The organism is Nocardia yamanashiensis (genome assembly GCF_021183565.1).
Taxonomy (GTDB): Bacteria; Actinomycetota; Actinomycetes; order Mycobacteriales; family Mycobacteriaceae; genus Nocardia; species Nocardia yamanashiensis.
The window spans coordinates 4,084,607-4,108,207 of record NZ_CP089226.1; the positions used below are offsets into that span (position 1 = coordinate 4,084,607).

The following is a 23,601-nucleotide window of genomic DNA, read 5'->3' on the forward strand; positions in this document are numbered from 1 at the left end:
CGAAGTTGGCGGTGCGCCAAACGATCAGAAGGATGCTGGTCCAGAGCGCGACCATGACCGCGGTGATCATCGCCGCAGTGGCCGGAGCACCGGCCGCACACGCGGGGGCGATCTACCCGGTCGCCGACCCGGACGGGTTCTACTACGGCCCACCGAATCTCGGCGATTTCGCGCCGGGCGACGTGCTGCGCTCGCGGCTCGTCCCCGCCCACCCCTGGCCCGGGTCCACCGTCTGGCAGCTGGCCTTCCGGTCCACCAACTCCGAGGGCGGCCCCATCGCCGCCATGACGACGCTGATCGTGCCCGGCGCCGGACCGCGGCCGCTGGTGTCGTATCAGCCGTTCGTGAATTCACTGGGGCTGCAATGCGCTCCGTCGCACGCCCTGCTGGACGGCGGACTCAAGGAGGCGAGCGCGCTCAACCTGCTGCTGGCGCGCGGCTGGGCGCTCAATGTGCCCGACCACCTGGGGCCGACCAGTGCGTACGGCGCGGCCCGGCTGGGCGGCCAGATCACCCTCGACAGCATTCGCGCCGCCAAGCGGTTCGCCCCCGCCGGGCTCGCGAATTCGCCTGTGGGACTGGCCGGCTACTCCGGCGGCGCCATGGCCACCGGCTTCGCGGCCGCCATCGCGCCGGACTACGCGCCCGAATTGCCGATCGTCGGCGTGGCCCAGGGCGGTGTGCCGGTCAATCCCGGCAAGATCGCCATCGAGGCGGGTGACACGCCGCAGCCGCTGTTCGGGCTCGGGTTCGCGGTCGCGGTCGGGATCCAGCGCGAATACCCGGGGCAATTGCCCCTGGACCAGGCGCTGACGCCGGCCGGGTTCGCGCTGCGGGACCGGATCGCCAATGCCTGTGTGGACGACATCATTTCGGCCGGGGCCAATCACCGGATCAGCGAAATGTTCAATCCCGGTATGGAAAACGACCCGGTCATGATCGCGACCATGCACGACAACGCCCTCGAGATCGTGCCCGAGCTGATCCGCGCGCCCCTCTACGAATGGCACGGCAGCAACGATCAGGTGCCGCTCAACCTGGCGCTCTACACGGCCGGACGGTACTGCGCGGCGGGCACCCCGGTGCAGTTCGACATCATTCCCGGCGCCGACCACGGCACGGCAATGTTCCCGGGCGCCTCGACCGCGATCGGATATCTCTCCGACCGCTTCGCGGGCATCCCCGCACCCTCGAACTGCCGCTGACTCGCAGGCTCGGCGATACGGCCCCGCTCACAGACCGTGAGCGGGGCCGTATCGCATTCCGGCAACCGCCGGCCCCCTGGCACCGAGCAGCCCCGCTCGCGCGTCCGCGAGCGGGGCTGTCGTTTCTCACCTACCGAGCGGGAACGAATCTCAGTGAGCGAGAACGGGTTCGCCCTCGGCGGGCACCGGCACCTTGTTCGGGATGATCAGACCGGTCACCACCGCGCCGACCACGAAGATCGCGGCGGCCCACCAGAAGGTGGTGGTGTAACTCTGCACCGCGGCCTCGGCCAGCACGCCCGGGGTGGGCGGGGTGTGATCGGAGACGTAGTTCTCGAAAGCCGTTGCGGCCAAGGTCGACAGCAGCGCGGTGCCGATGGAACCGCCGACCTGCTGGCTGGTGTTCACCATGGCCGAGGCGACGCCCGCATCGGTGTGATGCACGCCCGAGGTGGCCCCGGTGAACGCGGTCGACATGGCGGTACCGAGACCCACGCCCATCAGCAGCAGGCTGGGCAGGATGTGGCTGGCGTAGGCGGTGTCGACGCCGATCCGGGTCAGCAGGGCCATGCCCAGTGCCGAGAGCAGGAAGCCGACCACCAGGGTGACCTTCGGCCCGACCTTGGGCAGGAAGATCGACGGCACCGTGACCGAGGAGGCCACCATGCCGGCCACCATGGGCAGGAACGCCACACCGGTGACGATCGGCGAGTACCCGAGCTGCTGCTGCATGTAGTAGGTCAGGAACAGGAACATGGCGAACATGCCGATGCCGATGGCGAACACGGTGATGTAGGACGCCCCGCGGGTGCGATCGAGCACCACGCGCATGGGCAGCAGCGGATTGGCTACCCGCAGTTCGATGAACACGAACAGCGCCAGCAGCGCCGCGCCGCCGAGCAGGAACGCCAGGGTGACGCCATTGGTCCAGCCGTCGGATTCGGCGTGCGAGAAGCCGTACACGATGCCGAACAGCGCCGCGGTGACGGTGATGGTGCCCGGCAGGTCCAGCTTGGGCCGCTCGGTGGCGACGTGCTTGGCCAGCAGCATGACCGCGCCGACCAGGGCGACGGCCGCGAACACCAGGTTCACGTACATGACCCAGCGCCACGAGGCCCATTCGGTGAGCGCGCCGCCGAGCAGCAGGCCCAGCGCGCCGCCGGCGCCCGCGATGGCGCCGAAGATGCCGAAAGCCTTTGCCCGCTCGCCCGGTTCGGTGAAGGTCACGGTGAGCAGCGACAGTGCGGCCGGAGCCAGCAGCGCCGCGAACACGCCCTGTGCGACGCGCGCGCCGACCAGGATCTCGAAATTGGCGGCCGCGCCGCCGACCGCGGAGGCCAGCGCGAAGCCGATCAGGCCCACGATGAAGGTGGTCCGGCGGCCGAAGAGATCGGAGAGGCGGCCGCCGAGCAGCAGCAGCGAGCCGAAGGCGAGCGCGTATCCGGTGACCACCCACTGGCGGTCGGCATTGGAGAAGCCGAGGTCGAGCTGGGCTTCGGGCAGTGCGATGTTCACGACGGTCGCGTCGAGCACGACCATCAGCTGGGCGACGCCGAGCACGGCGAGTACCCACCAGCGCATGGCGTGTGAGCCGCGACGGCCGGTGTCGACCGGGGCGCTCACCTCTTTTTCCAGAGCAGTGGTCATGTGGATTTCCTCGTCCCCTAGGATTAACGGAGAACCTATCTCCGTTTCATTGCAATGAAGCTACCAGTCAAACGGAGATAAGTCCTCCACTTAATCCCGTTCCCTGTTAGGATTAGGGTGTGAATCACGTCACCACCGCGCCTCCACCTCGGCGCTTGCGTGCGGATGCGGCACGCAATCAGCAGCGCATCATCGCGGCCGCGCGCGAACTCTTCGCCGATCGCGGACTCGAGGTCACCCTCGACGATGTGGCCGAACGAGCCGGCGTCGGCGTGGGCACGGTCTATCGCCGCTTCGCCAACAAGCAGGAACTCATCTCCGAGGTCTTCGACCACATGGTCCGGGAGATGGGCAATGCCGTGGAGATCGCGCTGGCCCACCCCGACGCCTGGCAGGGCCTCGCGGACCTGTTCGACTACGCCTGCCGCAATATGGCGGGCAATCGCGGCTTCGGCGAGGTGATGCTCGAAATGCACGACAGCATGGAGCGTTTCGACTGCCTCAAGAACCTGATCCGCCCAGGCATGCTGGCGGTCATCCAGCGCGCCAAGGACGCGGGGGCCATTCAGCCCGAGATCGAATCGGGCGACTTCTTCGCCATGGTGAACATGGTGGACGCGGTCGCGGGCTTCGCCCGGCCGGTCAATCCGGATGTGTGGCAGCGCTATATGACGCTGGTCCTCAACGGCATCCGCAGCGACAGCCGCCCGCGCCTGCCGCTGACCATTCCGCCGCTGACCGAGGAAGAGGTGGATGCGGCCAAGGCGGCCGCCTACTCCTGCCGTAAGCGCTGACGCCACAAAAAACGCTTTCAGTAGCGCGGATCACAACCACGGTTTACAGTTGGTCACATGACCAACTCTTGGGTGAATTGGGCTGGAGACCAGAGCTGCACTCCGGCGTCCATCGCCGAACCGGGCACGCCCGAGGAAGTCGCCGCTCTACTGGCTCAGGCCGAGGCCGCCGGCCGCACCGTTCGGGTCGCCGGATCCGGCCATTCCTTCACCGAAACCGTGCTCACCGACGGCACGCTGCTGCGGCTGAACAAGCTGAACAAGATCATCTCAGTGGACCGGGCCAGCGGGCTGGTGCGCGCCGAAGCGGGCATCACGCTCAATGCCGCCAGCAATGCGCTGCACCCGCTCGGGCTGGCGTTCCCCAACCTCGGTGATATCGATGTGCAATCGGTGGCCGGCGCGACCGCAACCGGCACCCACGGCACCGGGGCCAAGCTGCAGAACCTCTCGGCCGCACTGCAATCGGTCGAACTCATGCTGGCCGACGGCAGCCGGGTGGAGCTCAACGAGCAGACCGATCCGGACGGCTGGCGGGCCGCGCGGGTGAACGTGGGCGCGCTCGGCGTGGTCACCGCCGTCACCCTGCAGATGGTGCCGTCGTTCGTGCTCGAAGGCGTGGAAACGCCCGAGCCGGTGGAGGATCTGCTGGCGGATCTCGACACCCATATCGACGGCAACGAGCACTTCGAGTTCTACGTGTTCGCGCACAGCCCGCTCGCGATGACCAAGCGCAACAACACCGTCGAGCTACCGGAACAGCCGCGCGGCAAGGCCGTCGACTGGTTCTCCGACGTGCTCACCACCAATTACGCCTTCGACGCGCTGTGCCGGTTGACCCGGCGCTACCCCGCGACCATCCCGTACGTGCAGCGCGGCGCGGCCTACGCCGGCAGCTACCGGCGGCAGGTGGAGCGGTCCTACCGGGTGTTCGCCAGCCCGCGCCTGTTCCGCTTCACCGAGATGGAATACGCCATCCCGCGCGAGCATTCGGTGGACGCCATCCGCGAGATCAAGGAAGTCGCCCGGCACTACGACACCCCGATGCCCATCGAGGTGCGCTGGGTCGCCCCCGACGACGCCTTCCTCTCCCCCGCCGGCGGCCGCGACACCTGCTACATCGCCGTGCACCAGTACCAGGGCATGGAATACGAGCCCTACTTCCGCGCCTGCGAAGCCGTCTTCGATCGCTACAACGGCCGCCCGCACTGGGGCAAACGCCACTTCCAGACCGCCGAAACCCTCCGCGAGCGCTACCCGCACTGGGACAAGTTCGCCCAGGTCCGCAACCGCTTCGACCCCAAGGGGCGGTTCAGTAACGAGTACATCAATCGCGTACTCGGGCCGGTGGGCTGACACCCCTCCCAGCTACGAATCCGGGTCCCCGGGGCAGTGCCCCGGGGACCCGTTCGCATGGGGGTTCGGGGGCGAAGCCCCTGAGAGCCTCCGAGAGTTGGATATTCCGACTATGCTTGTTTGCTGAAAGATCGCTGCAAAGCGATAGAGCTCGTCGAACTGTCCTGGATACGCGTCCGGCCCACGGGCGCGTCCATACGCGAGGAGGTTCCGATGTCTTCTTTCGGCGACAAGATGGACGAAGCCGGTGACAAGGCCAAGGCCGATATGCAGGGCGCGGCCGACAAGGCGCGCGACGGCATGAACAATGCCATGGGCGATATGAAGAACGCCGCGGACCAGATGGGCGACCGCCTCGAGCACGCCGCCGACGAGATGAAGGAAAAAGTCGGCGGCTTCATGGGCAAGATGAAGGAAAAGCTCGGCGGCGGATCGAAGTAGGCCGGGTATTCACGATGCCGACGAATGACGAAATCGGCGACAACGCCGAACGGCTGGCCGACGATATCGGCAGCACCGCCGGCAATCTGGCCGATCAGGCCGGAGCCGCCGCCGGACAGCTCGCCGAACGTGCCAGCGGCGCCGCCGCCGAACTCGCCGACCGTGCGCAGAGCGCGGCCGCCGAACTCGCCGATATGGCGAAGGCGTTCGCCGACAAGCTCAATACCGAGGATGTGCAAGGCACTCTCGAACAGGTGCGGGCCAATCTCGAACACGCCGCCCAGGACGTGATGGCGGCCGTGAACGAGATCGTCAACACCGTCAAGGACAAGGTCAGCGGCAAGTAGTACCCACGCGACCCCGATCCCGGGCTGTCCGCACGCCCGGGACCGGGGTTGTTCCAACAGCACAGGGGATTTCGTGAGCGCACCGAGCAGCACCTCGCCCGAGCCGGCCGTCCATCACCGGGCCGCGGTGGCGCCCCGGGTCTTCTGGCCCGCGGCCCTCGTGGTGCTGGCCTTCACGGTGTACGCCATCGTCTTCCGCGATACCGCGGCCCGGCAGGCGAAAGCCTTGCAGGACAATGTGATCGGCGGCTTCGGCTGGTATTACATCGTCATCGTCACGCTGTTCGTGGTGTTCGCGATCTGGCTGGGGCTGGGCCGCTACGGCGACATCACCCTCGGCGACGACGGCGAGACCGCCCAATACTCCATGGGCGCATGGCTTTCCATGCTCTTCGCGGCCGGCATGGGCATCGGGCTGGTGTTCTGGGGCGTGGCCGAACCGCTGTTCCACTACGACGATCCGCGTCCCGGCGTCGGCGAGACCCAGGCCCAGCGCGCGGACGCCGCCATGGTGCAGACCTTCCTGCACTGGGGGATTCACCCGTGGGCCATCTACGTGGTGGTGGGGCTGGCCATCGCGTACGCGATCCATCGCAAGGGCCGGCCGGTGTCCATCCGGTGGTCGCTGGAATCGCTGGTGGGCGACAAGATCCGGGGCTGGCGCGGGGACGTCATCGATATCGTGGCGGTGATCGGCACCGTCTTCGGCGTCGCCACCTCGCTCGGCCTGGGCGTGCTGCAGATCTCGGCGGGCCTGAATTATCAAGGCTGGATTCACGAACCGGGCAAGGGCGCACAGGTGGTGCTGATCGTGGCGGTCACCGCACTGGCCACCATTTCCGTGGTGACCGGCGTCGACAAGGGCATCAAGCTGCTGTCGCAGGCGAACATGGGCATCGCGGGACTACTGCTGTTGTTCGTATTGGTCGCGGGGCCGACCCTGTTCATCGTCAACGACCTGGTGCAGAACATCGGCGCGTATATCCAGACGCTGCCGAAGATCAGCCTCTATACCGGGGCCACCGAGGGTCCGACCGGCACCGCCTGGACGCAGCAGTGGACCGTCTTCTATTGGGGCTGGTGGATTTCCTGGGCCCCGTTCGTGGGTGTGTTCATCGCCCGGATTTCCCGCGGGCGCACCGTCCGAGAGTTCGTTGCCGGAGTATTGCTGGTGCCGACCTTGCTGACCTTCGTATGGTTCGCCGTCTTCGGCGGCGCGGGCCTGCACCGCGAGATGTTCGGCGGCGGCGGACTGGTCGGGCCGGACGGACCCGACCGCGACAGCGCCCTGTTCGCCCTGCTGCACACCCTGCCCGGCGGCAGCGTCACCGCCGGCCTGGCCATCCTGGTCATCGTGCTGTTCTTCGTCACCTCCGCCGACTCCGGCGCGCTGGTGGTGAACATGCTGTCCTCCGGCGGCAACCCGGAACCGCCCAACTGGAGCCGGATCTTCTGGACCTGCGCACAGGGCGCGGTCGCCATCGCGCTGCTGGTGGCCAGCGGCACCGGCGCCTCGGCACTGACCACCTTGCAGACCGTGGCCATCCTCATCGCCCTGCCGTTCAGCGTGGTCATGCTGGCCATGTGCGCGGCGCTGGTGCGCACCTTCCGCGCCGAACGCGGCAGCTGATCGGCCTCACGCACCGCCTCCGCGTCCGCTCGGAGTACGTCCTGGACGGTCTGATCGGTGACGGCGGGGGCGGTGGTGGTCATGATGGATTCCTTGGGTGAGGTGGGTTCCTGGACGAGGGAAGGCGTGACTTGCGGCGGCGCGATGCGACGGGTGTGAGCGGCACTATGTGACGTGGGAAACGGGGGTGCGCCGAGTACGAAACGGTGGTGGTTCACCGCTTAGACTTCGGCCCGGAAGATTACGAATTCATCTCGGATTGGATCTGTCAGCGTCATGCTCAAGGGCTTCAAAGATTTCCTGATGAGGGGCAATGTCATCGACCTCGCGGTCGCGGTGGTCATGGGTACCGCCTTCACCGCGATCGTCACCTCGGTCACCAAGGGTTTGATCGAGCCCCTGCTCGCGGTGCTCGGCGGCAACAGCGAGTTCGGTCTGGGATTCCAGATCCTCGCCGGCAAGCCGTCCACCTTCGTGGCGCTCGGGCCGATCATCAGCGCGGCCATCAACTTCATCACCGTCGCCGCGGTCCTCTACTTCGTGCTCATCCTGCCGATGAACACCCTCAAGAACCGGCTCTCGAAGCCGACCGAGGTCAAGGCCGACCCCACCGAACTGGAACTCCTCACCGAGATCCGCGACCTGCTCGCCAAGCAGCAGGGCGATCCGCTGAAGAAGTAGGGCCCAACTCTCGGGACTCTCAGGGGGCTTCGCCCCCGAACCCCCTCGGGCGGGAGAGGTTCTCGGTCTCGCAGCCCTCAGGCAACAGACTCGCCCCGTTTCGCGCAGGCGGGGCGGCTCTCGATCCCGATCCACGCATGGCGGAAATGGCCTCTCCGCGCCGAACTCCGTCGAGTGGCAGGGCACTACCGGGGCGCGCCCTCGAGCTCCCGGAGCCGCGCCATCTAGGCGCTATCGTGCTAGCCAGAATATTGCTATTTCAGCGGCTGCACTGGGCGAGGAGGCGGTGGCGTGGGCGGGATTCCTCCCGGGGAGTTGTCCGAGGCGCGGGTCGGGAGTGCGGGGCGGGCACCAGCTGGGCGGTGGTACATGCTCGCGGTGTTGTGCGCGAGTCTGCTACTGGTCGCGATGGACGCCACGATTCTGAATGTGGCGTTGCCTTCGCTGATCGATGACATGGAACCCAGTCCCATGGAGCAACTGTGGATTGTGGATTTGTACGGGCTGGTGCTGGGTGGGTTGCTCATCACGACCGGGGCCATCGGGGATCGCTATGGGCGGAAGCGGCTGTTCATCGCCGGGTTCGTGTTGTTCGGGCTGGCTTCGGTGGTGGCGGCGACGGCGCATGTGCCGGCACAGTTGATCGCGGGGCGGGCGCTGCTGGGCGTGGGCGGGGCGATGGTGATGCCGTCGACCCTCTCGCTGATTCGCAATATCTTCACCGACGATCGTGAGCGCACCCTCGCCATCGGGATCTGGGCTTCGGTGGCCGGTGCGGGGGCGGCGATCGGACCGTTGGTGGGCGGGCATCTGGTCGAGCATTTCGGATGGTCGGCGGCATTCTGGCTGAACGTGCCGGTGGTCGTGCTCACCGTAGTTGCCGGATTGTGGCTGCTGCCGGAATTCCGGGCTCCGCAAGAGGGCCGGCTGGACTATTTCAGCGCGGTGCTGTCGGTGCTGGGGATCATCGCGCTGGCTTGGGGAATCAAGCATGTGGCCAAGGGCGAACCGGCCGCGGTGGATCTGCTGATCCTGATCGCGGCGTTCGTCCTGCTCGGCCTGTTCGCCTATCGCCAATCGCGGTCGCCGGATCCGCTGCTGGATGTCCGGCTGTTCCGCAATCGCGCCTTCACCGCGGCCGCCCTCGCGACCCTGCTCGCCATGCTGGCCATCGGCGCGGCGCTGTTCCTGATCTCCTTGTGGCTGCAATACATTCACGGCTACACCCCGTCGGAAGCCGGTCTGCGCACACTGCCCGCCGCCATCGCCACCCTGCTCGGTTCGCTGTCGACGCCGTGGCTCATGCGTCATGTCGGGGTCCGGATCCTCATGGGTTGCGCGCTGGGCGCGCTCGCCCTCGGCTTCCTGCTGCTGGCGGCCGTTCCGGACACCACGTATCCACTGGTCGCCCTGGTGCTGGTGTGCCTGGGCATCGGCGACGGCATCGCCATCACCACCGCCGCGGCCGTGCTCGTCTCGGCGGTGCCCGCCGAACGCGCCGGGATGGCGGGCGCGGTGGAAGAGACCAATTACGAACTGGGCATCGGCCTGGGCGTGGCGCTGCTGGGCAGTATTCACGGCCGCCTGTTCGTCTCGCACATGACCGATCTGCCATTGCGGGGCGATCAACTCGACACCGCGCGCGGCTCGGTCGGCGGCGCGGCCTATATCGCCCACGAGATCGGCGGCGCGACCGGCGCACGCGTACTCGAAACCGCCCAGCACGCTTACGATTCCGCCTTGGCCACCACCTCGTGGATCTCCGCGGCCATGGTCGGCGCGGTCGCGGTGCTCACCGTCGTGCTGGTCCCGCGCGGCTTCACCGCCACCAGCTCACACTGAGACCAGCGCCAGCCGCAATTGCGCCAGCCCGGACCGAATCCGGGCCTTCACGGTCGGCAGCCCGATCCCGAGCCGGGCCGCGATCTGCGGATAGGTCAGACCCCCGTAGAACGCCAGCATGACCGATTCCCGCTGCCGCGGCGTGAGCGCCGCCAGCCCCCGGCGAATGGCGCTCTCCTCGTGCCGGCGCACGATCTCCTCGGCCACCACATCGGCGGGCGCCCGATAGTCGCATGCGCCCCAACGATGTTCGTGCCCCGCCGCCGTACATTCACGCCGCACCCGATCCACGGCTTGATGGTGCGCGAGCGTGGTCAGCCAGGTGAGCGCGGCCCCCCGCCGCGGATCGAACCCGCGCGCGCTCCGCCAAACCTGCAGATACACCTCGTGACACGTCTCCTCCGCGTACCCGTGATCGCGCACGATCCCGTGCACCCGGTTGTAGACGAGCTTGCGGGTCTGCCGATAGAGCTCCCCGTACGCGACCCGGTCGCCGGTTCCGATGCGGCGCACCAGATCATCGAAAACTCCGCGATCGGCATCCGCGGCGGTGAACGCGGCCCGCCGCCCGGCGGAAGTGACGCCGCCGTCGGAGCCGAAGTCGCCGCGGCCGGTGGGCCGCGGCGGTGCGGTGCTGGATTGCCGTGGCGCTCGTGACACATTCATGCGGTCCCCAGTCGGGTATCGGTGCGGAACTTGCCGAAACCAGCCGTCGAGGACAGGGACGGGCGGGCGGAGCGCACGGAAACCGGCCGGGGACAGGGGCTTTCGGTTCCGTCGATCGCCCAGGCTACCGGACCGGGCGCAGCCGGCGGGTCAGATCCGCAGTCCCAGTTCGACGATGCCCTGCGCCACGGCGCGCACCGTGACCCGGTTGCGCCGGGCGTGCGAGCGGATCAGCTCGAAGGCGAGGTCGGGCGTGGTGTGATTGGCGTGCGCGATAACGCCTTTGGCCTGTTCGACCACGATCCGGCTGGACAGCGCATGTTGCAACTGGTCGGTCACCTCACGATGCCGCTGCACCAGATTGGCGGTGACGATGTGACCGGTCGCCATCCCCGCGAGCAGCGCCGCGATGGACAGATCCTGCCCGGTCCAGGCCCGCCCGGCGCGCGAATACAGGCTCAGCACACCGGCTTCGGTATCGTCCACCCGCAGCGGCACCGCCGCGACCGACGAGATCCGGTGCCGCCGTGCCAGACTGGTGAATTCCGGCCACATATCGTCGTAGCCGCCGATATCGATGACGGTGACCGGCGCCCCGCAGGCGAATGCCACCGCCCCGGGCCCGCGTGCACTGTCGCGTTGGCAGACTTCGAGTTCCAGCAGATCGGCGGGCCGCGCGGCGAAGAGTTCCGACCGCCCGGGACACAATTGCTCGGCGAGCGCCACCGTCGCGCCCGCCGGTTCCAGCACATCGATCACGCTGCGCAGCAACTCGTCCAGGATCCGCGGCAGTTCGTGCGCCGCCGGTAGCAGCCGCGCGAATCTCGCCAATACCGCCACCAGCAACTCACTGTCGGACACGCCATCACCCCGCATCGGCGAACCCCAGGGGGCGTCCGCCACGAAAGTCCACTGTGCCGCACTAACCGTCAGGTCATGTTATGCCCCGGCAACCGTTCCGGCGGCGCGGTTGCGCTCATTCCGGTTCGATCCGGACCTCCCGGTCCACTACCCGCCGCGCCACCTGCACCAGCGAAAGCCCGTGCGTGAAGGCGTATCCGCGCAGCCGCGCGTAAGCGTCGGCGATATCGATCCCCAATTGCGCGCTGGTCATCCCCGCCGCCTGATGGATCCACCGGCTGGCCGGCGGCTGCGCCCACTGCCGCGCCCCCTCCCCGGACGCCAGCACCAGGCTCGCCGTCACCAGATCGGCGACGTGCAGCGCCCCGGACATGAACCCCGGCCCCGGCCGTCCAGCCCGATCCCGGTACAGATCCACCGCGCCGAGCCGAATCGTGCCCAGCCGCAACGGCACCGCCAGCATCGACCCGTGCAAGGGGGCATCGGCCAGCGCTTCGGCGAATCCGGGCCAGCGTTCGCAGTCCTCGGCGAGGCCGACCACCAGCACCGGCGTCCCTTGCGCCACCGCCGATACCGCCGGTCCCTCCCCCGCCGTCGCCTGCGCACTCTCCACTCGATCCGCGAATTCGTCACTGGCACACCACGGTTGCATGCCCGCGTCGCGTTCCTCCAGCACGATGGCGGCGGCCCGCACCGGCAGCACCCGCACGCAGGCCGCGCACACCGCGCCCAGCCCGCCGCCGGCATCCCGCACCGCCCGCAGGAACTGCCCGGTCAGCTGGTCGAACTGTGACGTTCCCATCGCACGTACCGCCCCGCCCTCATCGCCTCGCGATGTGTTATTCGGTGCCCGGGCCCAGTATCGGCGTCACAGCTCGGCAACGAACAGTGCCGAAAGTCCCTGCGAGCAGCTGCATTTCAGATGTCGCTACGCCGATCCGGCCGGAGCGGACCGGTGCGGCACCCCGAGCCGGTACAGCCCGCGCAGGTCATAGGTGTGGGTGGCGATCGCGCCCAGCAGGACCCCGAGCCCCAGGCCCAGGATGGTCATCCAGATCCCGGTGCCGAGCCCCGCTTCCAGATGCCCGTCGAAGAACAGGATGGCGCGGACCGCCAGATAGATCTGGTGCATGGGTTCGAAGTGGGACAGGAACGCGATGTAGCGCGGGGTCGCCTCGACCGGAATGGTGCCCGAGGACGAGGGCAGGCCGAGGATGACGAACACGATCATATTGATGATCAGCCCCAGCGTTCCGAACGCGGCCAGTACCGACAGCCCGGTGACCGATACGGCGGCGATGGCCAGGGTGCCGTAGAGGTACAGCGGCAGCGCGTGATCGATGGGCATGTCCAGCAGGGTGGCGATGCCGAGGAACACGCCCGAGATGATGGGCGCGGTCACCACCGCGATCCCCCATTTCGCCAGCAGTGTCCGCCACCGGCTGATGGCGATCGGCTCGGTCAGGTGCTTGTACCAGGGGCCGTACTCGGCGGGCAGGTAGCCGAGGGTGTTGTCGACCATCGAGTGGATGATGAGCGCCGCGCTGAAGCCCGAGAACAGCAGGATGAGCGTGTAGAAGAAGGCCGACAGGCCCTGCCCGGTGCCTTCGGGGAGCGGCCGGTACGGGCTGATGGTCACGTCGATGGGCTTGGCGAGTTGCAGTCGCGCCGCGCCGCTGAGCTCGGCGCCCGGCAGCTTGGCCTTGACCTGATCGGTGAGCTGGGTGCCGACGGTGGCATTGACCTGGGCGAGGGCCCGGTCGCCGACCCGGGTCACGATCTGCGAGGCGTAGGTGCCCGCGCGCGGATTGGTGTGCACGCTGATGGCCGGCCGCTCCACATCGCCGGGCACCACCGAGGCCGCCGCCAGGATGGACAGTCGTTTGGAGAAGTCGCTGGGGATGACGATGGCGCCGTAGATCTCGCCGTTCTGCAGTTCGCGGTGCATCTCGTTGATGCCGATGAGCCGCAGGTCGATCTTGTCGGCGGGCACCTTCGAGGTCAGCGCCTCGGAGATCTGATCGCCGATATTCACGGCCTTGCCGTCGACGACGTCCCCGTCGTCCTGATTGACCAGCGCGACCGGGAAGTCGTGCAGGTTCTTCTCCGGATCGGAGGTGTAACCGAGGTACATGACGCCCATGAGCGCGGCCAGCAAGGTGACCACGAGCATCGGGCCGATCCAGCCGCGCAGCGGCACACTGTTTTTCGTCATAGCATTCGCAAATGTAGGCAGTGACTACAAAGTAGTCAACGCCAACATCCCGAGTGTGTCCGATATCCTGCTCTCACCATGTCCATCAAGCACCGAGCCGTGGAGCGGGTCCGCTCCTACCATCACGGGGATCTGCGGGCCGAACTGCTGCGCCGCGCCGAGGCCACACTGCGGCGCGCCGGGGTCGACGGTCTGTCGCTGCGCCAGCTCGCCCGCGATACCGGCGTCAGCCACGCCGCGCCCAGCCGGCATTTCCGGGACAAGCAGGCGCTGCTGGACGAGCTGGTGGTGTCGGGTTTCGACCGGCTGCGCGACGCCTTCGAAGAGGCCGCGGCCACCGAGACCTTCCTGGATCGCCTGCACGGCATGGCCCGCGCCTACCTGCGGTTCGCCATGGACAATCCGGAACTGCTCGCGCTCATGTTCGCCCGCAAGAGCAGACCGGTGCCGGCCATCGAACAGGCCGCCAGCCGCGCCTTCCTGGTGCCGATCACCATGGTCACCGAGGCGCAGCAGCTCGGCGAGGTGGTGCCGGGCGATCCGCGCCGCATCTGCCTGTCCGCGGTGGCGGCGCTGCAGGGCCTGGCCTCCATCGTGGGATCGGGTCTGGTCGCGGCGAGCGAGGCGGACGAGATCTTCGAGGAGACGGTGACCCACATGCGCGACGGGTTGCGGCCGCGAAACTGAACGGCCCCCGGACCCGATACCTTGGTGTGCGTGATGTGCGAGGGCAGACAGTGACGATCGTGGGCGGCGCCTCCCGGCCCGGTGGGCGAGCCGAGGGGGCGTGGTGACCGTCGAGGGCCGCCTGTACGGCGGTCGCGCCGTCACCGAACGCAAAGCCGAACGGCGGCAACGTTTCCTCGACGCCGCCATCGCCATCTTCGGCGAACGCGGGTACGCCGACTGCTCGCTGGCCGATGTGTGCGCCGCCGCCGGGCTGTCCAAGCGGCAGTTCTACGAGGAGTTCGACACCCGCGAGGACGTGCTCATCGCGGCCTACGACCATATTCAGGATCAGGCCGCGACCGCGCTGGCCGCCGCCCTGCGTGATTCCGGGCCCACCCCCGATCCGGTCGTGACGGTGACGCGCGCGCTGTCCGGCTACCTCGGTTCGGTCGGCGCCGACCCGTATCGGGCCAAGGTCGCCTTCGTCGAGGTGGTCGGGGTCAGCGAGCGCATGGAACAGCATCGGCGCGCGCGACGGCACTCGTGGATCGCCATCATCCTGCTGGCGCTGGAACCGCTGGCCGGTCCCGGCGCGCGGATTCGCGGCAATCCCGAGCTCGCCGGTAGCGCCCTGATCGGCGCGATCAACGGTCTCGCCCACGAGTGGCTGCTGTCCGAACCCCGGCCGCCGGTGTCGGAACTGGTGGAACTGCTGGTCCCGGTGGCGGTTTCGCTGATCGTCCAGTCCTAGTTCATGAGTTGCCGTTGCAGGTAGGTGTATTCGAGGGCGGCGGTGCGGGCGCGTTCGTCGATATTCGAGCCCGCGGCGTGACCGCCCTGGGTGGCCTCGTAGAACAGGTACGGGTCACCCAGCTCGGCTAGTCGGGCCGCGAATTTGCGGGCGTGCTGCGGGCCGACCCGGTCGTCCTTGGTGGAGGTCCAGATGAACGGTTCCGGATACTTCACGTCGGCTTTCAGGCGCGCGTACGGCGAAATGGATGCTAGGAAGGCGCGTTCGGCGGGGTTCGCGACGCTGCCGTATTCGCCGGTCCAGGACGCGCCCGCCGCGATGCGCTCGTAGCGGAGCATGTCGAGCAGCGGGATCTGGATGTCGACGGCGTTCCAGAGCTCCGGGTGCTGGGTGAATTCCACGCCCATGAGCAGACCGCCATTGGAGCCGCCCTGGATGCCGAGGTGCCGGGGCGTGGTGACGCCGCGGGCGATGAGATCGTCAGCGACGGCGGTGAAGTCGTCGAAGGCCCGCTGGCGGTTGGTTTTCAGCGCGGCCTCGTGCCAGGCGGGACCGTACTCGCCGCCGCCCCGGATATTGGCGATGACGTAGACGCCGCCGCGCTCCAGCCAGAGTTTGCCCAGCAGGCCGTTGTAGGTGGGCGTGGACACCAGTCCGAAACCGCCGTAGGCGTACAGGATGGTCGGGTTGGTGCCGTCGAATTTCAGGTCGGCGGCCCGCACCACGAAGTAGGGCACCGAGGTGCCGTCGGGCGAGGTCGTCTCGAGCTGCTCGACCACGAAGCGCGACGAATCGAACCGTGCGGGTGCGGTTTTCACCGGTTGCGCCTGCGCGCTGGCGGCATCCAGGGACCAGAGGGCGGCGGGGACGACCGGTGAGCTCACCGAGAGGTACGCGGTATTGCCGAGCCGGTCGGCGGTCACCGGGCTCACGGTCGCATTGTCCGGGAGCACGACCGACCGCGCCGTCCAGCCGCCGTTCGCTTCCGGGGTGTAGACGGTGGCGCGGCCGCGCACGTCGTAAAGCGAAGTGACGACGGCGTAGTCGCGGGTGGTGAGCACCTTGCGCACGGTCTCCTGCGGGCCCGGCGCGTACACCAGGGTGGGGCGCGGCCGGGCTGGGTCGCCGGTCAGATCGTCGGCGTCGAGGGAGATCAGCGCACCGGAGCGGAAGGTGGCGCCGTCCACGGTCCAGTCCTGACGCAAGGCCACCAGCACCCGGTCGGCGACCATGCCTTTCACGTCGGACTTCGCCGGCAGGGCCAGGGGAACAGCGCGTCCCGAGCGCAGCATCTCGAATTCCGACTCGTTGGAATTCAATTCGCGGACCACCAGATTCACCCGGCGACCGGCCCCGTCGGTCAAGGCCAGCGGAGCGGTACCGCCGCCGTCGGCGCTGTCGCCGCGCGCGACCTCGACCGCCTGGTCCAGCGGCTGCCCACGCTGCCAGCGTTTGACGACGTAGGCGTAGCCCGAGGTGGTCTTCTCACCCGGCTCCCATTCCCGCGCGACCAGCAGCGTGTCGGAATTCTCCCAGGCCACGGACTGCTTGCCGCGCCCCAGCTCGAATCCGCCCGGCACGAATTTCCCACCGGCCCGGTCGAATTCGCGCACGGTGACGGCGTCCTCACCGCCTTCGGACAGCCACACCAGACAGTGCGAGCCCCGCACGGGATCGCAGTCGATGCCCTCCCACACCCAGTTCTTGCCTTCCGCGGCGCCCAGCGCGTCCAGATCCAGCACGGTCTTCCACTGCGGTTGCGCCGCTTGATAATCCGCCGCCGACGCCTCCCGGTAGATACCGCGCGGATGTGCACCGTCCTGCCAGAAGTTCCCGATCATCCCGTCCCGGAACTCGGGCATCGGCAACCGGTCCGGCGCGCTCCCCTGCGCCACCGCCTCGGCCAGATTGCCCCCGTATCGCGAATCCTGCTCCAGCACACCGAGCGTGCGTGCGTTCTCCTTCGCCACCCACTCCTGCACCCTGGGACTGTCCAGTTCCTCCAGCCATTGGAACGGGTCTCCGGCGGCATTCGACCCCCCACACGCCGCCGTCACCATCACCACCACCCCGGCGACCCAAACCCGCAACCCTCGACCGATCCCCTGCCCGGCCCGACCCATGACGCCCCCGTCCGATGATCATGCGGCTCTCCACGCTGCCGAGAACACTACCTCGGGGGTCCGACGAATTTGTCGGTGCCGGAAGGCAAGATCAAGGCATGACCCCCGGTGACGTGCGATGAAGTCCGAACCAGCGCGACGCCTCGAAACAGCCATGGTGACCGGCCGGCGCTGGCGCCCCACCGCGTTCCACACCCTCGTCCTGAACGATCCCAACCTCGCCGCACTCGCACGCGAGCTGGTGTGGGCAACCTTCACCGATACGAACACGACGGACGAATCCGCCGAGGACGCGGCCTGGGCGGCAGCAGCCGCTGGCACGAATGCAACCGCGGCGAGCACCGGAGCGACGGTCCGGACAACTGCAGCGAGGCCGGGCGGTACGCCTCGGACGAATGCCGCGAATTCCGAGATTGTCGTGGCGGCCGGGAGCTTCCGGGTGGAGGCCGGATCCGGCGAGCTCGTGGACGTGCGCGGCGAGTGCTTCGAGCTTCGGGAGGATGCGCTGGTGGGTGTGGCGCACCCATTGCATCTCGGTGAGTCGCTACGCCGGTGGCGGCGGGTTTTCGGCGAGCTCGGCGTGCGGCAGCCGTTCGAGCAGCTGCATCGCGAGGTCCACCGGTTCACCGCGGCGGAGACCAAGGCGGATCGGTTGCGCCGCTTCGAGAATCGGCGGATACCGACCGGGCGGCTGTACACCATGCAGCGGCAGGGGTGGGAGCTCGGGCATGACGCGATCTCGCTGCCGGTCGGGGTGCGGCGGCGGGTGCGGGTCGGGCTCGATCCGGGGATTCGGGGCGGTTACCGGTACGAGGCGGAGGAGCAGCGGATCGTGGCGGTGACCATCGAAGGCGGTGAGTTCGGTGCGCTCGACGCGGTCACCGCCTCCGAATTGCTGCGTCAGCTGGCGCGGCCCGCGGCATTGGCGCCCGCGCGGCGGCCGAAGAACGATCCCGCGCCGAGCTGAGTGCCGCTGGCATAGCCCTTGCCGTCCTGGGCCAGGGTGGCCGCGGTGGCTCCGGCCGCGTACAGGCCGGGAATGGGGGAACCGTTGTCCCGCAGCACTTCTCCGTCAGCGGAGGTGCGCAGGCCGCCCAGGGTGAAACCGGCGTAGAGCGCCTTGCCGAGGGTGAGGTCGAACGCTCCCCACGGGCCCCGGTCCTGCGGCTCCAGCCATTCCGCGCCCTTGTGGAAGTCCGGGTCCTCGCCGCGCGCCGCATGCTCGTTGTAGCTGTCCAGGGTGGATTTCAAGGCCGCATAAGGGATTCCGAGCCCCTCCGCCATCTCCTCCACGGTCTCCCAGCCGTCGATGAACGGCGCCAGCGGGAACGCCGGTCGTTCCATGTGCTCGGAGTCGACGATGAGATACGCTGCCGCACCGGGCTGTTCGAGCACGAAGGCCGAAGTCCGGGAGTGGTAGGAATCCTCGGCGACGAACCGCTCACCATTGCGGTTCACCACGATTCCGGTGAGCAACCGTGAGGGGGGATACACCGGCGCGGTCACGAACGCCTGATCCATATTGCGGGTGTCCGCGCCCGCCGACACGCCCAGCCGGATGCCCATGCCGTCGTCATAGGTGGTGCCGAGCACGAACGGCTTCTCGCTCAGCCACGGCACATTGGCCGCCACCATCTCGGCGTTCATGACGAACCCACCGGCCGCCAGCACCACCGATTTCGCCCGCACCGCACCGGTTTCGCCGGGCTTGCGCCAGGCCACGCCGACCACCGCGCCGTCGGGATCGGTGACCAGGTTGGTCACGCCGGTCTCGTAGCGGATCTCGACGCCGAGCGCCGCCGCCCGCTTGACCAGCAGTTCGATCACCATGGCCGCGCCCTGGGTCTCGCCGGGCACCGGCACCTTGTGCCCGCGCGGCGCCGGCACGGCCTGGTCGCGATACGGCCAGACCTTCTCGTTGCCGGTGTACATCAGCCCTTCGGTGCCTGGCTGGATCACCGCCTTCTCGGGGAAGTAGCTGCGTTCGAACTCGAAGCCGAGGCCCTCCAGCCAGTCGAAATGCTCGACGCTGCCGTCGCAGTAGGCGCGGATCTTCTCCGGTTCCGGATCGCGCGACACCGCCATCAGGTAGCGATACATCTCGTCCGCGGAATCCGCCTGCCCCGTGGCCTGCTGGACCGCGGTGCCGCCGCCGAGATAGAAATGCCCGCCCGCCAGCGCGGTGGTGCCGCCGGCCACCGCGGCGCGTTCCAGCACCAGTACCCGGGCGCCGCGCGCCGCCGCTTCCACCGCGGCGCAACCGCCCGCGATCCCGAATCCGGCCACCACCACGTCGAATTCGTCGCCCCATTCGGCGATGGACTCCGCGGCAAGGACTTCCGGCAGCTGTGTGCTCACAACGCACCCTTCTTGATCTGTTCGAAGAACATTCGCATATTGCTGCCGATCTCGGCCAGCTCGAGATACGGCATGCCCGCCGCCGCGCCGTCGAGGTAGGCGAAGCGCATCTGCCCGCCCATATCGCCCTGCTGCAGCACCTCGAGGCCCTGCGCCGCAGCCGTTTTCAGGGCGGCGTCGAAGTCGTCGGGTTCCACGCACACGTGATGCAGGCCGGGCCCGCCGTGCTCCAGGAATTCGCTGTAGATGGAGGTCCCGCGCACCGGCTGGATCAATTCGAGCTGCGTGTCACCGCTGTAAGCCAGCGAGATGTGCGCGGTGAAGTCGGCGGGCACGCCGCGATAGACGCAGTTCGCGGGCGCGAAATGCACGTCCGGCATACGCGTCCATTTGCCCGCGCCCAGGGTCGCGGTCAGGAATTCCTCGCCGCGCGCTATATCCGTGACCACCCAGGCGATCTGGGTGACGGGCCCTTCGGCCACCTTCATCGTTGCTCCGCTCGCCGAACCATCACCCGCAGTTAATCACATTCGCTTAATTCGTCAAGCCCGCGTGCCGGACAGCGGCCGGACCGGCGCATACGACAGCGGCCCGGTCCGTGAAGGACCGGGCCGCTGGGACTCGCGCGCTCACTCCAGGGTGCTGCGCATCGACTTGGCGGTGCGAATGGTGACGACCGTCAGCACCGTGACCGTGCCCGCCATCAGGACGGTGGACAGCCAGGCCATGGTCGAGATCGGGAGCTGGTAGGCCAGCACGACCCGCACCGCGGCCTCGGCGATCAGGCCGACCGCCCACATCACCGACAGCCGGGTGTGGGTGCGGCGCACCATCGCATTGCCCTCGTAGTCCCGCTGGATCTGCGCGGCCCGCGCGGTGCCGGCCAGCGCCTTGCGCACCGCGTGGTAGGTGAGCGGCTTGCCCAGCAGGGTCGCGATCAGGAAGGCCGTGCCCACCGCCGCGGTGCCGAACGAATCCCGCACGATGATCAGCCGGGCGTCACCGCTGATCAGCGAGGCGACCAGGCCGATCGCGAAGCCGCCCAGCACGATTCCCGCGAACAGATCGAAGCTGCGGGCCCGCACCACCCCGGCCACGACGATGATCGCCGATACCACCGCGCCGGCCAGCAGCGCCACGAAATCCGAGTAGCCGAGCGCGTGCAGGGCGTAGTAGGCGGCCATCGGCACCAGCACGTCGCGGGCGATCGGCGCCAGCATCTTGGACATCTCCGGGCGCTGCCGCTCGGCCGGCGCGGTGGTCACGGTGGTTTCGGTGGCGGTCATCTCGGCTGCTCCCCTGTAATCGGCTGGTGCTTACAGGAATTGAATCTACGAGCGCCGATGCCCGCGCAGATCTGCCAACCATCACCACTCCGGCATGACAGTTGTCATGCCTGCGCGGCGGACTCCAGCGAGACGCCCTTGGTCTCCGGCGCACCCCAGATACAGATGCCGAGGCCGACCGCGGTGAGCGCGGCGGCGGCCAGGAAGGTCGGCCCCATGCCGTAGTGCGTCAGCGACCACGGCAGCAGATAGGTGCCCAGCGCCGCGCCGACCCGGCTGATGGAGGTGGCGAAACCGACCGCGGTGGCCCGGATGTGGGTGGGGAACAACTCGTTCGGATACGTCCAGTCCAGCACGTTCGGGCCGCCGCAGAAGAACGCGTACAGGCACAGCATGGTGAAGGCGAGGACGGCGGGCATGCTCGGCCAGATGCCGATGAACAGCACCGGCAGGATCATCAGGCCGAAACACCAGATGATGACGGGGCGGCGGCCGACGGTGTCGATGAGCCGCATGGCGGGCAGGCAGCCGATCAGGAAGACCGAGCTGATCAGGGCGGTGCCGAGGGTGTCCATCCAAGTGCCGGAGGGCATTCCGAAGGCGGCCAGGATCTCCGGACCGAAGGTGAGCATGGCGAACAGCACCGCGACCTGACACAGGAAGAAGCCGCAGCAGAAGACGGTGCGCTTGCGGTATTCGGGGGCGAACAGTTCGCGGATGGAGCCGTGATTGTCCGGGGTCTCACCGGTTTCCAGCATGTCGCGCGGGGCCACCTCGACGTGCAGGAACCGTTTCACCATGGCGGCCGATTCGGCGGCGCGCCCGTGTTGCGCGAGCCAGCGCGGGGATTCCTTGGCCGAGCCCTGGCGGACCATCAGGAAGAACGCGCACAGCACCGCCGAACTCGCCAGCTGCCAGCGCCAGCTGCCATTGCCGCCGAAAGTCAGGAAGAGGTAGCCGACCAGATAGGCGAGGACCGAGCCCGCGTACCAGGCCACGATCTGGAAGCCGAGCAGCCTGCCGCGCATTTTGAGCGGAAGCCATTCACCCAGCAATGAAGTGGCGATCGGATAGTCGGCGGCCACCGCCATGCCGAGCACGAAGCGCAGCACCACGATGAGCCAGGTGCTCTCGACCCAGAACGACAGGATCGAGCAGAGTGCCATGACCACCAGGTCGGCGGTGTACATGACCTCGCGGCCGACCCTGTCGGTGATCACGCCGAACAGGGCGCCGCCGACGAACATGCCGATAAGCGCTGCGGCGCCGATCAATTGGACTTCGCCGGTGCTCAGGTCCAGCTCGGGTTTCATGCCGATGAGCGCGGTGCCGACAATGCTCAGGATGTAGCCGTCCAGCAGTGGGCCGCCGGAGCAGGCGACGGCCAGCCGCTTGTGGAAGGCCGTGAACGGCGCGTCGTCGATTACCGTGCTCATCTCGCCCTCCTAGCCCCCGACCCCGGACTCGCGAATATGCAGCAAACGTGGCGAACCTACCTGGAGCGGCCGGTGGGCGACGGTCCTGACACGCCGCCGCCGGATTTCGATGAGCACTCGCAACCCCGGACCGCGCCGACTGGCATACGATCGACCGTATGGATGCAGTACGGGAGTCCGGGGATCGCCGCCTGCTCCGGGGCGCGCGCTCCCGCAAGGCGGTTACCCGGCGCGCGGTGGATATCGCCTCGTCAGAAGGGCTGTACGGGCTCAGCTTCGGGCGGCTCGCCGAGGAATTGAGCATCAGCAAAGCCGGCATCCAGACGTTGTTCCGGACCAAGGAGCAATTGCAGCTGGCGACGGTCGAAGAGGCGCGCGTGGTGTTCGTCGATGCCGTCATCCGGCCCGCGCTGGCGTCCGCCGCCGGTGGGGATCGGCTGCGGGCGCTGCTCGACAATTGGATCGACTACGCCGCCACGCCGTTGTTCCCCGGCGGCTGTTTCTGGTCGGCCAATCTCGCCGAGTTCGACAGCCGGCCCGGGCCGGTGCGCGATGCATTGCGCGAAACCCGCCAGCAGTGGCTGGATCTGCTGGCCACGCAGTTGATGCGGGCGGTGAACAACGGCGAGATCGCGCCGCTGGACCCGGATCTGGTGGCATTCCAGATCGATGCCGTGCTGAATGCCACCAATATCGCACTGCGCCTGGGTGATCCGGACAGCGTGGGCCGGGTGCGCCGACTGCTCGACGGCCTGCTCACGCCGTCCGGCGTGGCGCGGGGGTGAGGGTCAGAGCACCTCGGATACGCGGTACGCCACGCCGCCTTCGATCAGATAGCCCTTGCCGATGGCCTGGATGCCGTTGAGCCAGGCGTAGTTTCGCGATCCGGTCTCGAACAGCGGGGCGATGCGGAAGTAGTACCGTGACGGGTCCACCAGGTGCCGGGTGGCGGCGAGATCGTCGCGGGCTTCCTCCGGCACCATCCAGCGGCCGCCGTAACTCACATAGATGAGGTCGCCCTCCTCGGTGCGCAAGGTCAGCCGGACATCGATGTCGACGCCGCCGTCCGCACGGTACAGCACCCAATCCCCGCCGCCCGGAACGACTTCCCCGCGCAGCTTGGGGCCTTCGAACGTGCCGCCCGCCGCGCGGTACAGGACCCGTTTCCCGATCGGTCCGGCGCCGAATTTCAGCGGTTCTTCCAAATCGATCGCCACGTCGTAGAGCAGCCGAGTCTCGAGTTCCCCGACGTCCTTGATGCGCGCGTCCATGTTCGTCTCCCTTCGAACCGCC

General features: G+C 68.1%; 23 protein-coding genes. 12 read left to right on the forward strand and 11 right to left on the reverse strand.

Annotated elements, in window-relative coordinates:
* Positions 1-32 precede the first annotated feature (32 nt).
* Positions 33-1,205 carry a lipase family protein gene (locus tag LTV02_RS19395; protein ID WP_233041302.1) on the forward strand — a complete coding sequence of 391 codons (1,173 nt, stop codon included), beginning with the start codon at positions 33-35 and terminating at the stop codon, positions 1,203-1,205.
* 150 nt (positions 1,206-1,355) lie between these two features.
* On the opposite strand, the gene LTV02_RS19400 is transcribed toward LTV02_RS19395, so the two are convergent.
* The gene (locus LTV02_RS19400; RefSeq protein WP_067715833.1) at positions 1,356-2,852 is read right to left on the reverse strand and encodes an MFS transporter; all 1,497 of its coding nucleotides are present in this window, start codon (positions 2,850-2,852) and stop codon (positions 1,356-1,358) included.
* A gap of 119 nt (positions 2,853-2,971) precedes the next feature.
* Here LTV02_RS19400 and LTV02_RS19405 point away from each other — a divergent pair, with 119 nt between their 5' ends.
* From LTV02_RS19405 to LTV02_RS19435, 7 genes are all read left to right on the forward strand, one after another.
* The gene (locus tag LTV02_RS19405) at positions 2,972-3,646 is read left to right on the forward strand and encodes a TetR/AcrR family transcriptional regulator (protein WP_233041303.1); all 675 of its coding nucleotides are present in this window, start codon (positions 2,972-2,974) and stop codon (positions 3,644-3,646) included.
* Between the two features lie 57 nt (positions 3,647-3,703).
* Positions 3,704-5,002: a D-arabinono-1,4-lactone oxidase gene (locus LTV02_RS19410; RefSeq protein WP_233041304.1), complete on the forward strand. Its 1,299-nt coding sequence runs from the start codon at positions 3,704-3,706 to the stop codon at positions 5,000-5,002.
* Between the two features lie 213 nt (positions 5,003-5,215).
* Complete coding sequence (locus LTV02_RS19415; RefSeq protein ID WP_067715841.1) at positions 5,216-5,443, forward strand: hypothetical protein; 228 nt, start codon at positions 5,216-5,218, stop codon at positions 5,441-5,443.
* 14 nt (positions 5,444-5,457) lie between these two features.
* On the forward strand, positions 5,458-5,790 hold the full coding sequence (locus LTV02_RS19420) for a hypothetical protein (protein ID WP_233041305.1): 333 nt from the start codon (positions 5,458-5,460) through the stop codon (positions 5,788-5,790).
* A 73-nt stretch (positions 5,791-5,863) separates the two neighbouring features.
* Positions 5,864-7,420, forward strand: coding sequence for a BCCT family transporter (locus LTV02_RS19425; RefSeq protein ID WP_233041306.1), 1,557 nt, complete (start codon positions 5,864-5,866; stop codon positions 7,418-7,420).
* 276 nt (positions 7,421-7,696) lie between these two features.
* Positions 7,697-8,101 carry a large conductance mechanosensitive channel protein MscL gene (mscL, locus tag LTV02_RS19430; RefSeq protein ID WP_233041307.1) on the forward strand — a complete coding sequence of 135 codons (405 nt, stop codon included), beginning with the start codon at positions 7,697-7,699 and terminating at the stop codon, positions 8,099-8,101.
* Positions 8,102-8,392: 291 nt separating this feature from the next.
* Complete coding sequence (locus tag LTV02_RS19435; protein WP_233041308.1) at positions 8,393-9,943, forward strand: MFS transporter; 1,551 nt, start codon at positions 8,393-8,395, stop codon at positions 9,941-9,943.
* Here the strand turns inward: LTV02_RS19435 and LTV02_RS19440 are convergent.
* From LTV02_RS19440 to LTV02_RS19455, 4 genes are all read right to left on the reverse strand, one after another.
* Positions 9,935-10,609, reverse strand: a complete 675-nt coding sequence (locus LTV02_RS19440) for a sigma-70 family RNA polymerase sigma factor (protein ID WP_233041309.1) — start codon at positions 10,607-10,609, stop codon at positions 9,935-9,937. The two genes, LTV02_RS19435 and LTV02_RS19440, sit on opposite strands and share 9 nt — an antisense overlap.
* 150 nt (positions 10,610-10,759) lie before the next feature.
* Positions 10,760-11,470 carry a GAF and ANTAR domain-containing protein gene (locus tag LTV02_RS19445; protein WP_233041310.1) on the reverse strand — a complete coding sequence of 237 codons (711 nt, stop codon included), beginning with the start codon at positions 11,468-11,470 and terminating at the stop codon, positions 10,760-10,762.
* Between the two features lie 115 nt (positions 11,471-11,585).
* Positions 11,586-12,272 (reverse strand): GAF and ANTAR domain-containing protein, encoded by a 687-nt coding sequence (locus LTV02_RS19450; RefSeq protein WP_233041311.1) that lies wholly within the window; start codon positions 12,270-12,272, stop codon positions 11,586-11,588.
* A gap of 126 nt (positions 12,273-12,398) precedes the next feature.
* On the reverse strand, positions 12,399-13,685 hold the full coding sequence (locus tag LTV02_RS19455; RefSeq protein WP_233041312.1) for a YhgE/Pip domain-containing protein: 1,287 nt from the start codon (positions 13,683-13,685) through the stop codon (positions 12,399-12,401).
* Positions 13,686-13,763: 78 nt separating this feature from the next.
* Here LTV02_RS19455 and LTV02_RS19460 point away from each other — a divergent pair, with 78 nt between their 5' ends.
* Complete coding sequence (locus tag LTV02_RS19460) at positions 13,764-14,372, forward strand: TetR/AcrR family transcriptional regulator (protein ID WP_067715863.1); 609 nt, start codon at positions 13,764-13,766, stop codon at positions 14,370-14,372.
* Positions 14,373-14,475: 103 nt separating this feature from the next.
* On the forward strand, positions 14,476-15,105 hold the full coding sequence (locus tag LTV02_RS19465; protein WP_233041313.1) for a TetR/AcrR family transcriptional regulator: 630 nt from the start codon (positions 14,476-14,478) through the stop codon (positions 15,103-15,105).
* On the opposite strand, the gene LTV02_RS19470 is transcribed toward LTV02_RS19465, so the two are convergent.
* Complete coding sequence (locus LTV02_RS19470) at positions 15,102-17,195, reverse strand: prolyl oligopeptidase family serine peptidase (RefSeq protein ID WP_233041314.1); 2,094 nt, start codon at positions 17,193-17,195, stop codon at positions 15,102-15,104. The two genes, LTV02_RS19465 and LTV02_RS19470, sit on opposite strands and share 4 nt — an antisense overlap.
* Positions 17,196-17,346: 151 nt before the next feature.
* Between LTV02_RS19470 and LTV02_RS19475 the strand changes: the two genes are divergently transcribed.
* Complete coding sequence (locus tag LTV02_RS19475) at positions 17,347-18,195, forward strand: DUF4132 domain-containing protein (RefSeq protein ID WP_233041315.1); 849 nt, start codon at positions 17,347-17,349, stop codon at positions 18,193-18,195.
* Here the strand turns inward: LTV02_RS19475 and LTV02_RS19480 are convergent.
* The 4 genes from LTV02_RS19480 to LTV02_RS19495 all read right to left on the reverse strand — a co-directional run bounded on the left by LTV02_RS19480 (position 18,129) and on the right by LTV02_RS19495 (position 22,308).
* Positions 18,129-19,586, reverse strand: coding sequence for an FAD-binding protein (locus LTV02_RS19480; RefSeq protein ID WP_233041316.1), 1,458 nt, complete (start codon positions 19,584-19,586; stop codon positions 18,129-18,131). The genes LTV02_RS19475 and LTV02_RS19480 overlap by 67 nt on opposite strands.
* On the reverse strand, positions 19,583-20,074 hold the full coding sequence (locus LTV02_RS19485) for a VOC family protein (protein ID WP_233041317.1): 492 nt from the start codon (positions 20,072-20,074) through the stop codon (positions 19,583-19,585). The genes LTV02_RS19480 and LTV02_RS19485 overlap by 4 nt, the downstream gene beginning before the upstream one ends.
* Positions 20,075-20,215: 141 nt before the next feature.
* Complete coding sequence (locus LTV02_RS19490; RefSeq protein ID WP_233041318.1) at positions 20,216-20,872, reverse strand: VC0807 family protein; 657 nt, start codon at positions 20,870-20,872, stop codon at positions 20,216-20,218.
* A gap of 104 nt (positions 20,873-20,976) precedes the next feature.
* Positions 20,977-22,308 carry an MFS transporter gene (locus LTV02_RS19495; protein WP_233041319.1) on the reverse strand — a complete coding sequence of 444 codons (1,332 nt, stop codon included), beginning with the start codon at positions 22,306-22,308 and terminating at the stop codon, positions 20,977-20,979.
* A gap of 158 nt (positions 22,309-22,466) precedes the next feature.
* On the opposite strand from LTV02_RS19495, the gene LTV02_RS19500 reads away from it, so the two are divergent.
* Positions 22,467-23,093: a TetR/AcrR family transcriptional regulator gene (locus LTV02_RS19500; RefSeq protein WP_233041320.1), complete on the forward strand. Its 627-nt coding sequence runs from the start codon at positions 22,467-22,469 to the stop codon at positions 23,091-23,093.
* 3 nt (positions 23,094-23,096) lie between these two features.
* On the opposite strand, the gene LTV02_RS19505 is transcribed toward LTV02_RS19500, so the two are convergent.
* Positions 23,097-23,579: a DUF3237 domain-containing protein gene (locus tag LTV02_RS19505; protein ID WP_233041321.1), complete on the reverse strand. Its 483-nt coding sequence runs from the start codon at positions 23,577-23,579 to the stop codon at positions 23,097-23,099.
* Between the last annotated feature and the right edge of the window lie 22 nt (positions 23,580-23,601).